The 10,324-nt window shown below is 43.7% G+C and carries 10 protein-coding genes; 2 read left to right on the forward strand and 8 right to left on the reverse strand.

The genetic code is table 11. From position 1 onward, the window contains the following. The 3 genes from A1D16_RS19735 to A1D16_RS19745 form a co-directional block, all read right to left on the reverse strand. A partial coding sequence (locus tag A1D16_RS19735) for an ABC transporter permease (RefSeq protein WP_290712737.1) occupies positions 1-1,177 on the reverse strand: 1,177 nt, incomplete at its 3' end. A 166-nt stretch (positions 1,178-1,343) separates the two neighbouring features. After that, positions 1,344-1,685 (reverse strand): four-helix bundle copper-binding protein, encoded by a 342-nt coding sequence (locus A1D16_RS19740; protein WP_290712739.1) that lies wholly within the window; start codon positions 1,683-1,685, stop codon positions 1,344-1,346. Positions 1,686-1,701: 16 nt separating this feature from the next. Then, positions 1,702-2,652, reverse strand: a complete 951-nt coding sequence (locus A1D16_RS19745) for a TIGR03557 family F420-dependent LLM class oxidoreductase (protein ID WP_290712741.1) — start codon at positions 2,650-2,652, stop codon at positions 1,702-1,704. 62 nt (positions 2,653-2,714) lie between these two features. Here A1D16_RS19745 and A1D16_RS19750 point away from each other — a divergent pair, with 62 nt between their 5' ends. After that, positions 2,715-3,209 carry a CinA family protein gene (locus A1D16_RS19750; protein WP_290712743.1) on the forward strand — a complete coding sequence of 165 codons (495 nt, stop codon included), beginning with the start codon at positions 2,715-2,717 and terminating at the stop codon, positions 3,207-3,209. 84 nt (positions 3,210-3,293) lie between these two features. Here the strand turns inward: A1D16_RS19750 and A1D16_RS19755 are convergent, their stop codons facing one another. Together A1D16_RS19755 and A1D16_RS19760 are read right to left on the reverse strand one after the other, a co-directional pair. After that, positions 3,294-3,482 (reverse strand): hypothetical protein, encoded by a 189-nt coding sequence (locus tag A1D16_RS19755; protein WP_290712745.1) that lies wholly within the window; start codon positions 3,480-3,482, stop codon positions 3,294-3,296. 8 nt (positions 3,483-3,490) lie between these two features. Next, positions 3,491-4,744: an alpha-amylase gene (locus A1D16_RS19760; protein WP_290712747.1), complete on the reverse strand. Its 1,254-nt coding sequence runs from the start codon at positions 4,742-4,744 to the stop codon at positions 3,491-3,493. A gap of 178 nt (positions 4,745-4,922) precedes the next feature. Between A1D16_RS19760 and A1D16_RS19765 the strand changes: the two genes are divergently transcribed. Continuing rightward, positions 4,923-6,341: a sigma-54 dependent transcriptional regulator gene (locus tag A1D16_RS19765; protein WP_290712748.1), complete on the forward strand. Its 1,419-nt coding sequence runs from the start codon at positions 4,923-4,925 to the stop codon at positions 6,339-6,341. Between the two features lie 58 nt (positions 6,342-6,399). Here A1D16_RS19765 and A1D16_RS19770 read toward each other — a convergent pair whose 3' ends face one another. From A1D16_RS19770 to A1D16_RS19780, 3 genes are all read right to left on the reverse strand, one after another. Further along, positions 6,400-6,897, reverse strand: coding sequence for a CHRD domain-containing protein (locus A1D16_RS19770; RefSeq protein ID WP_290712750.1), 498 nt, complete (start codon positions 6,895-6,897; stop codon positions 6,400-6,402). A gap of 85 nt (positions 6,898-6,982) precedes the next feature. Then, positions 6,983-7,429 carry a low affinity iron permease family protein gene (locus tag A1D16_RS19775; RefSeq protein ID WP_290712752.1) on the reverse strand — a complete coding sequence of 149 codons (447 nt, stop codon included), beginning with the start codon at positions 7,427-7,429 and terminating at the stop codon, positions 6,983-6,985. A 57-nt stretch (positions 7,430-7,486) separates the two neighbouring features. Beyond that, positions 7,487-10,324: beta-L-arabinofuranosidase domain-containing protein (locus A1D16_RS19780; RefSeq protein ID WP_290712754.1), on the reverse strand; the 2,838-nt coding region annotated here is incomplete at its 5' end.

Genomic DNA, 10,324 nt, shown 5'->3' on the forward strand with positions numbered 1-10,324 from the left:
GCACTCCTGTAACCAAAATAAATAAGATATTGAATAACCAGAACAGACCGCTCTCCCAGGGAATGCTCATTTTCTTACCCGCCACTTCGTTAAAGATGGGCAAGCAGAGCTGAACGATTACAAAAGAAATGATAAAAGCAAGTAATACAATCAAATAGGATTCAGAAAAAAACTGTACGATCAGTTGCCAGCGAAGCGACCCTACCGTTTTACGTATGCCCACTTCTTTGGATCTTTTTTCACTTCTAGCCGTGCTCAGGTTCATAAAGTTGATACAGGCAAGTAACAACACAAAAATCCCGATAATACTGAACATCCATACGTATTGAATATTTCCGCCGGTATTGAGGCCGTTTTTGAATTCATTGTAGAGATTCCATTTCGACATGGGGTGAAGAAAAACAGCCCATTCGTATTTTCTGGCATATTCCTGTACCTGGTCGAGTTTTATATTTTTGATTTTGCGAGATACTGCCTCCATATCGGCATTATCGGCTAGTTGCACAAAGGTTTGACTGAAATTACTATCCCAGGGATCGTCCATATTTTTTACCCAGGGATTATCAATAAGCCATAATTCCCAGGGCATAATAATTTTCAAGGCCCGGAAACTGGTGTTTTCTGGAAGGTCCTCATATACCCCAATTACTTTTAAATCATGTTTACGATTCAGCTTAATGAGTTTGTTAACGGGGTCCTGTGTGCCGAAAATACTGGTGGCTACAGAAGAGGATAGTAAAATGCTGTACGGATCCTTCATGCCCGCTGCTGAGCCTTTCAGGAGTTTCAGGGATAACATGGCCGGGCCATCCGGCTCCATAAATATTCCGCCAGATTTTATATGTTTTGTTCCTACGCTTAACAAGTGTGTTCCTTCCCAGGAGGTTTGCACTACATATTTGAAATCACTGCCGAATTTTGCCTTTAGTTCCGGGCTCATTACGGCCGGGTTCGAAACCTGTGAGGCAATTTTACCATTGTAATTGGCATGCTGCATTACTTGCGCAATGCGTGCATAATTCCTATGATACTTGTTAAAACTCAGTTCATCATGTACCCATAGGCCAATCATTAGCGCAATGGCCATGCCCACTGCTAGTCCGCCAATATTAATGGCACTGTATCCTTTACTTTTCATCAGGTTGCGCCAGGCAATCTTGAAATAATTTTTGATCATGGCCGTTGTTTCTAATAGTTTCTGGGAAAGAAAACCTACATATACCCAACGGAACTTATGCCAAAATCGTAATTATCTGATTTTCAGAATTTTGAATATTCTTATCAAGGTATTGCTGTTGCGAAAATGATACAGAAATTGTCCGGTTTTGATACAGTGCTTCCCTTTAAACCGCTATCATCTTTGAACAGGCGGTTGCGCATGCCCGGCAAACAGCGGCACATTCTGCGCAGTGTTCCATGCCATGTTTACCGTGTTTTTCACATTCTTCTGCACATTTATTACAAATTTCCACGCAGATAGCACAAAGCTTATCTACCTGCGTTCCCTCGAGTTCCATCAATTCAGCGGCGGCGGAACAGATTACGGCACATTCGAGGTCGAGCCGAATGCAGGTAACCAGCATTGCCGGATCCTGTTCCTGTAAACAGGCCGCAGCACATTGATTACAAATGCTGGCACATTGTCTGCAGGCGTCTATACATGCCTGGTAAGAGGAATGGTTCATATGTTTGATTTTATGGTTAGGTAAAAAGTTTAGTAGCTTGTTGCAGGAAATATTCCTGGTGTCGGCTGATATTATGCAGGTGAATACAGGTTGCCCGAAGCGTTTTCAACTCATTGATCCGATCTTTCAGTTCTTCTATTTCAGTTATAATCGGAATATTTGCGGCAACCTGGTTTGCTGTGATATCTTCTGTCAACTGGTCATATTCTTCGGGCTGGCTTAGCTCTGCAAGTTTTTTGCTGCCAACCATCGTGGATCTCCATTGGTCATGTGCCTGCCGGATGGCTTCTGTTTTAGTTCTGTCATAACAGAAACAGAATTGCAGGTGTACGGGGGCATTGCTACCTTTTTGTTGACGGAATGCCGCTATTTTGGAAGCGATCTGTTCGGCGGTTTTATCAACGGTGGTAAGCAACCCATCTGCCCATGTACCTGCCCATGCTGCGGTTGGCTTTGATAAGGCGGCGCAGAATAAAGGAGGTATAATTTCTGGCAGGGTAAATAACCGGGCATTTTTAACAGTGATTAATCCGGAAAAATTTACTTTTTCTCCCTGCAGCAAACGACTGATGACATGTTTGCACTGAAGCAGGCGTTCATTCCTTAAGTTTTTTGACGGCCAGGGATCGCCGGTTATGCATTCATTCAATGCTTCACCACTTCCCAGTTCAACGGTTAGCCTTCCGGGAAACATAGTTCCCAGGGTGGCAATGGCTTGTGCAACTATGGCCGGGTGAAGGCGTTGGCCCGGTGCGCAGACCATGCTAAAGGGCAGTGAACACTGCATCATGGCAGCACTTATCCAGCTAAATGTAAAGGCACTTTGCCCCTGCCGAATACTCCAGGGATGAAAATGATCAGAGGAGTGAATTCCGCTAAAGCCGGCCTCGGCAGCCAGTTGTACATATTGCAACAATTCAGCCGGACTAAATTGTTCCTGGGAAGCATGGTACGATAGTAAACTCATAATCTACTGCTTTTTTAATGGCATAATTATTTTGTTTTCGATTAAAAATTAATGGTTCCACGATGCAAACAACGATCGAACATTTAGGAAGGATTTTGTTAGCAAAAAAAGAGAGCATCAGCGTTGCCGAAAGTGTAACAGGCGGTTATATCCAGTTTTTATTAAGCTCTTTTCCCAAGGCCCAGCAGTTTTTTCAGGGCGGGATTACAGCTTATAATGCAGGGCAGAAATCTCTTCACCTTAAGGTAGACCCCCTGGAAGCTGCAAGAACGAATTCAGTTTCCATTGCAATTGCCAGTAAAATGGCCGCCACCGTAGCTACTCTTTTTTTAAGTGAATGGTCGATTGGTGTAACAGGTTTTGCTACGCCACCCGATCATGCGCCACCTGAAAATCCGTACTGTTATTATTCTATCTGGTATAAAAAACAGGAATTGATAACTGTTGAATTAATGGCCGAAGAACATACCGGTGTTGCTGCTCAGCAATATTTTGCTTCTTCCATCCTAACCAAATTGCTGGAAACCACCGAACTGGTATACCATGATTCCCGTTAAGTGTTTTATTCCTTTCATGCGATTGATTTTAAGCAATCAATAAAAACATTATACCGCCCTCAGGTGTGGAAGAATTCCACTCTGCTAGTCGTTTACTGCAATCCATATTTGAAGCAGTTCCCCTTTGTGAGGAAACCATGCCCTGCCCGAACTATCCAGTTTAATATAATCTTCCTGTTCTGACAAAATGGATTTGATCGTTTTGTCTTTATTGGTGGTGCCAAAATCAAGCTCCAGCCCAGCCTCTTTTTCATAGGAAATAATAACAGCCAAACAACCGGCTATACCACCTTCTCTCGTCCAGGCAATGGTTTGCGGACTGTTAAAAAAATCTCTTTGGCACCCATACGCGTAATTTTTCTCAGTGATAAGAGTTGAGGCAGCAGTTCCAATGGACGCAGCTGAATACGTGCAGCATCTTTTCCATATTCAGCGCCATAAATATCGCAGTAAAATACTACTGGAATACCTCCTTCCCGGAGCAGAATAAGGGTATATGCAAGGCGCCTGAACCAGTCTGGTATATAGTTGTTCTTTTCCTGGAGCGGTTGGGTATCGTGGTTGTCTACATAGGTTATGGCATTTAGCGGATACTCCTGCACCAGGCTGCCATTGAACATCGTACGCAGGTCGTAGTGTTCTCCCAGTTTGGCAGCATCCATAAAATTTTTATGCAGCGGAAAATCGAAGAGGTTGCAGGCAAAATTCACCTGTTCAAGAAAGGCGGCCAGCTCTTGTTTATTATGCGACAGGTATTCCCCTATAACAATGCTATTTTCAGTGGTTTGTTCCTGTAAGTTTTGTAACACGGATGCTGTAAAGCCGGGATTCATGTGTTTTAATCCATCCAGTCGAAAACCCTGGTGGCCAGTGCTTGCAATAAACCAGTTGAGCCATCGCAGCAGCTCTTCTCTTACAGCTGGATTCCTGAATTCTATATCAAGCCCTAGTAAATAATTAAAATTGCCTTTCTCAGTACTAAGCAACCAATCCCAACTATCCCTGGAATAGTCCGACTGAATTTTCCATACTTGTCCGTCTTTTTCAAACCCCGAAAAACAATCCCAGTTCCATTCAAAGGCAGAATAGGTTTTATTGCGGCCGGGAAACCGGAATCCGCAATCCATTTCAACCTGTTGTTCGTCTGATAGATAATGAGTTCGGTTGTTCCTGTCTACGGCGCGAACAGGTACCTGTTGCATCTCATCTCCGCCTAGTTTGTGATTGAGTACTAAATCTGCAATGGGTAAAATGCCTGCCTGTTGCAATAAGTGAAGAAGTTCAAGATACTCTTCTTTTGTACCGTATTTTGTTGGAATAGTACCTTTTTGATCAAATTCTCCCAGATCATAAAGATCATATACGGCATACCCTGGTTCCTCTCTACCCTTGGCCGATTTATAGGGTGGAGGCAGCAGTACCATGGTAAAACCAAGCCTGCTTAACTTATCTACTTCTCCAGCCAGAAATTTCCAGTGCTGGCAATCTGCCGGTAAATACCAGTGAAATAACTGAATGATAACCTGATTTTGCATATGGCTGTTCCTGCTAATCTCATTCCAGCGCTATTTCAGCTTATTTTGTAGATACCTGCCTACAAACTGTACCAATTTGAATTTTGGAACATTGTTTGTTTAGTTATAAAGGGGTATTCATCTGGTTTTTGTTCTACAGATTTAAGTGGCCCCCGCTTCTTCAAATAAACCTGGAAATATGAAAAAAATTATTCTATTAACGGATGATTCCTACCAGCGCACTTTAATAGGTGATTATCTCAGAAGAAAATCATATGATGTTGTAACGCTAAGTTCATTAGAGGATTGGCAATCATTCGGGGAAAAAGAAACAGACAATTGTATAGTAATCAGCCAATCGAATTGGGGGAAATATGCCGGCGCTTCTTTAGTGAACGTACTCCAACAGAAATCAACTGCGCCGGTCATTATTTTTACGCACCGGAAAGATGATTTAAGGCTGGCTATTGAAACCATTAAAGCCGGGGCTGCAGACTATCTTCTTATACCTTTTCTGCCGGATGACCTGCTGCATTCGGTGCAAAAAGCCGGAGAAACAGCAACGCCTGAAAAATTATATAACCCGGCTGCTTTTAAGGTTTCCAATGGCCAGGAAATTATTGGCACCGATCCTGCATTTCTACTGGCAATTAAACAGGCAAAAATGGTGGCCAATACTAATTATTCAGTGATCATTTATGGAGAAAGTGGTACCGGAAAAGAGCGGATTGCTAAACTGATTCATGAAAAGAGTGATCGATCGGCCATGCCATTTATAGCAATTGACTGTGGCGCATTAACGGAGGAATTGGCGAATAGTGAATTATTCGGTCATCAGAAAGGTGCATTTACCGGCGCCGTGCAGGATAAAACGGGTTGCCTGGAAGCAGCCAACGGGGGTACCATTTTTTTGGATGAAATTGCCAACCTCTCTTATTCTATACAGGTGGCCTTGTTACGTGTACTCCAGGAACGAAAAATAAAAAGAATTGGTAGTTCAGAAGACCGGCCGATTGACGTACGGATTATTGTAGCCAGCAATGAAAAACTGGAGGAAAAATGCCAGGCCGGCATATTCAGGGAAGATTTGTACTACCGGTTAAATGAGTTTTATATAGAATTGCCGCCGTTAAGAGCGCGGAAGCAGGATATGGCATTGCTGGTTGATTATTTTATAAAGCAGGCGAATGCAGAACTTAATAAACAGATAAATGGCTATACAGAAACCGTTTTAGCACTTTTGCGTACGTATGACTGGCCAGGTAATTTGAGAGAACTTAATAATGTATTAAAACGTTCCTGCCTGGTAGCCAATTCCATTATTGAGGCCCAGGACTTACCTGCTACCATTTTTGGTACAGACGCTTTGAGCAGCATGGATACTGTACTGGAAGGTTGGCCGCAAGAAAGAGCAGAAAAGGAACTGGTTGTTAACCGAAACAAACCTGCTACCTTGAAAGAGATTCTCCAGTTGCAGGAGTTTGAATTAATTACAAATACCCTTCAGGAGCATAACAATAATAAAGCTAAAGTAGCCCGGCTTCTTAAAATTGATCGTAAAACCCTGTACAATAAACTGGCTTTTTTCAAGCAGAAAAATTTCAAATTCAGTTCATAAAAATAGCGTGAAAAAAACAGTTTAGTTTCTTTTCACGCTATTCGGGTAGTGCAGGCTGTTATTGCCGGGTGGCAGCTAACTGACCCCGAATTTCGCCGTTTGCATTGGTTCCGGTATTGTATATATAATACCAGTTCCCATTTAATAAGGCCTGTACCTGATCGGAAGATACATTAATGGTATCGGTATAAGTGCCCGATGCAGCGGCGGAGGGATCAAATGTCCAGGCAGAGCCGATAGGTGTACCGCTTGCACCAGTTTGGCCATTGTAAAAAGAGGCCGAAGTGGGAGCGCCTGATAAATTCGTCCAGGCTGAAGTAAATATGAGCTGGCGGTTTAAAGAATCGTAGGTTCCGTTAAAACTGGCCGACCCGCTTCCTTCGACCGGTGGGGTAAGCTGCTGGCCATTAGCGGTTCCTGTTATGGTATACCGGGCATTTGCCGGGTCTGGTTTATCATCGTCATCCTTATCACAAGATACCATGAACACTGCTGCAAGCATCAAAGTCCCGGCAAAGAGGTATCGCTTTGCATCAAAAAAATGTGGTTTTTTCATAATAAATACTTTTCCGTATTGCAGAAAAAACTATGCCTTTTGATTTTTTGGATGAAAGCCCGTGTTAGTGTAGATAAACTACGCGTTAGTTGCCGCTTTCTTTCTCCTTATGCCGACTACTTGCCTCATCCGGTCCGTGGGTTTCCGTGATAGCTGCCTTGTTCTTTGATAATTCGGCTAATTTATTATAGTGTGCTTTAATTTTTTCGAGGTCTTCTTCTGTCAGGTCTTCAATATTGATCAAGGTATTGCTGGCATTTTTTTGGGTAGCCAGTAATTCGTTTAATTTCATCTGTATAGCAAGGGTGTCTTTATTTTGGCTGTGTTGAATAATAAAAACCATTAGAAAGGTGATAATGGTTGTACTGCTGTTTATTATCAGTTGCCAGTTTTCCGAGAAATTAAAAAAAGGACCTGTTGCCCCCCAAATTATTATAAGTAAAAACGCTGCGAGTACTACAGCAGGGCTTCCTGTCCATTTAGTTATTTTGGAGGAAATCTTTTCGAAGAATTCCAGGTATTTCTTTTTCATTCTTTTAAAATGATGTGGATTAATTCCATCATTTAGAAGAATTGCAATTTTTATGCCTCACCGGGCCTCATCGTCTGTTAGCAAAACATCGAGGTATACCGAGTGTCGTCCATAGGTATTATAAAAAGGTTTGAACAGGATGCCATCCAGGTAAAATTCAAGGCTGGAAGGGGTTGCTTTTATATTTTTACCGGGTTCCTTTACCGGTAATCGGATCTTTCTCCATTCTTTTCCCGGAGCTGTTTCCTGTGCGGCCAGCAGGATGGGGCCATAGAATAAACTGGCAATATTCTGCTGGTCAATGACCGGGTCTAACCAAAAGTTAAAAGGCATGCGCAGGTTGATGCAATCGCCATTTTTCCAGGACCTGTTTATTTCCAGGTAGGTTCCCGGACGGGCAGTTAGATTTTGTGTTTTCCCATTGATTGAAACAAGGAATCCATTGGTAGCCCAACCGGGTACTCGTATGAATACACTAAATTTCCCATTTCCTTTTATAGTTAAGCTGGTTTGCTCTTCTTCGGGAAAATTTGTTGCTTGTTCTACCCGGATACCCCGCTCCTTCCAATCAAGTACGGAAGGAATAAAGAGATTTACGTAGAGCGATCGGTTATCGGCAGATCTCAGGTAGATGGCCTGCTGCAGCTTGGTATTAGTTTCTATGGAGGTACCATTACAACAGGTAAACCCGGTCATAGCGGGGTTGCCGAAATGTTTTACTGCACCCGGATTTAGCGGTACATGGTAGGTGTTGGCGGGGCTGTTCTCCGCCACGGAAGCAAGAATATGATTGTAGAGCCCGCGTTCATAATAATCCATATACCTGGCCTGCTGGTTGTACAAAAACAGCTGGTTCGTTAGCTTGAGCATATTGTAGGTAGCGCAGGTTTCATTCTGCCCATCGAGCGATAAACCATTTTCATACAAGGTACCAGGCTGACTCACAAAACATTCGGCATTGGCCGGGTTGCGAGCCCCCGCTACCCCACCGATGCTATACATATAATCATTCACCACCTTGTACCAAAAATTGTCGGCTATTTGATAATAGTCAGGTTGGTTGGATACCCTGTACATTTCCATGCTTCCAACAACCTGGGGAATGTGCTGGTTGGCATGCAATCCGCGGAATAGATCTACATTTTTTGCCAGGCCGTGCGAATGCCCCGAATCGCCGTAGAATAATTTTATATTATCAAACAGTTGCGCGGTTCTAAGGTAATGGGGGCGCTGCGTGATTTTGTACAACCGGGCCATTACTTCATTCATACCTCCGTACTCACCGGCTATATAGGTATTCCAGATTTTGGTGAGTGTGTCTGCCGGTATCTTACTTAACCGGGCATACACCCAGTCTGCCATTCCGGTGGCAATTTCCAGGGCCTTTTTATTTCCGCTCACCTCGTATATGTCCAGCAAGCCGGCCAGAAGTTTGTGCAGGGTATAATAGGGTGCCCATACCTGGTTTACCTGGCCGCCATATTTGGCCCCTTTTTCAAGCATAATAAACTGATCGGGCGGATAAGCGCTTATAAAACCTCTTCCCCAGTTTTGGTAATCTTTTCTTATGCCACTATCGCTCAGGTCAGAATCAAAGCCGCTTTTGCCCGGCCCCGGAGGTACAGCGGCTGGATCATTGCCCGATAACCTGGATAAGCTATACAGGGTATTGATCATTGTATCCATTTTACCCGCAAAATTGGCCTGTAGCTTTTTGTCATACCCGGTGCTGGCATAGGCTTGGGCAATGGCCGTCATATAATGACCGGTGGCATGTCCTCTTAGTTTGGTATCCTTACTGTCCCAAACTCCCAATGGTTGAGCTGCTGGCGGTTGAGGCTGTGCAAATGCATGGCGAAACATATAGAGGAAAGAATTCGGATCCGTTTTAGCGAGGGTATTGATAAATTTATCCCGGTTCTCGATAAATTTTGTCGGTTGCCCTTTTCTGTTAGGTAATAAGTCTACCCTATCCAATGCAAATAATTCCAGGGTTGCCTGGGGCGTTTCGGCAGGTTTACCTTCGACTATTGTAACGATAGCTTTGGGTTGAAACCTGGTGCCCGCAATACGCCCGGTAAGCACGTATTGCCCGGGTTTTAAAACGGCTGCATTATCGATAGCCGCCGGCCAGATAACTTTAACCTTTGGACCATTTATACCAGGGCGATAGGTTGCCTTAAGATAGGCTGGTAATCTTGGTAAATGACCTACCCTGGTGGTTATTTTACAGTCTTCCACGCCCAGCAGGTAAGCTGTATATAATTGGGGATAATCGGGCGCAAATACTGGTAGTTCCTGTTGTTGCTGGCGAACATTAACGGATCCATCGTTCAATCCACGCTGCGCGCTATTAAAAATGCCTGTAACCTGTGCATTACTGAGCGGCACTCGGTAAATCCGGAAATCATGCAGCAACGCATTGAGATTGCCTTCTTGTGATAGCATCGTTTTCCCGATATATACCGGGGTGTTTTCGGGTGCCAGCTGACCGGTAAGTTTTTCCAGTTCGGCAGGAATAGGACGGCCCGCTCCTGCTTGCTTACTGTTCACATAAAGTACCATGGTTTTGGCAGCAGGATCAATGACCAGGGCAATATGTGTCCATTTGTTAAGTTCAATACCAGGCAGGTTGAGTTGGTTAAAAGAAAAATGAGGGCTGTTTTTCCTGCCGATGGAAAACAGTGCTGCTATGGAATTTCCTGACCTGGGCAGGATCCAGGTCGAAATGCTGAAGGATTCCATCTCTTTAACTACATCCGATGGAAGCGTAATATAAGAATTGCCTATTCCTGTAAGGGAAGCTACTTTCCCAAACCGTGGATCGTTGAAATATCGGACGGCAGTATCCTGCTGCAGCTTTCCGTGTAAATTATTTCTGGACCAATCATTGGT

This window comes from Flavihumibacter sp. CACIAM 22H1, from assembly GCF_001601815.1.
GTDB lineage: Bacteria > Bacteroidota > Bacteroidia > Chitinophagales > Chitinophagaceae > Flavihumibacter.

Coding starts and splice junctions, on each gene's coding strand:
- A1D16_RS19740 (WP_290712739.1), bottom strand. CDS start 1,685: ATGAACCATTCCTCTTACCAGGCATGTATAGACGCCTGCAGACAATGT.
- A1D16_RS19745 (WP_290712741.1), bottom strand. CDS start 2,652: ATGAGTTTACTATCGTACCATGCTTCCCAGGAACAATTTAGTCCGGCT.
- A1D16_RS19750 (WP_290712743.1), top strand. CDS start 2,715: ATGCAAACAACGATCGAACATTTAGGAAGGATTTTGTTAGCAAAAAAA.
- A1D16_RS19760 (WP_290712747.1), bottom strand. CDS start 4,744: ATGCAAAATCAGGTTATCATTCAGTTATTTCACTGGTATTTACCGGCA.
- A1D16_RS19765 (WP_290712748.1), top strand. CDS start 4,923: ATGAAAAAAATTATTCTATTAACGGATGATTCCTACCAGCGCACTTTA.
- A1D16_RS19770 (WP_290712750.1), bottom strand. CDS start 6,897: ATGAAAAAACCACATTTTTTTGATGCAAAGCGATACCTCTTTGCCGGG.
- A1D16_RS19775 (WP_290712752.1), bottom strand. CDS start 7,429: ATGAAAAAGAAATACCTGGAATTCTTCGAAAAGATTTCCTCCAAAATA.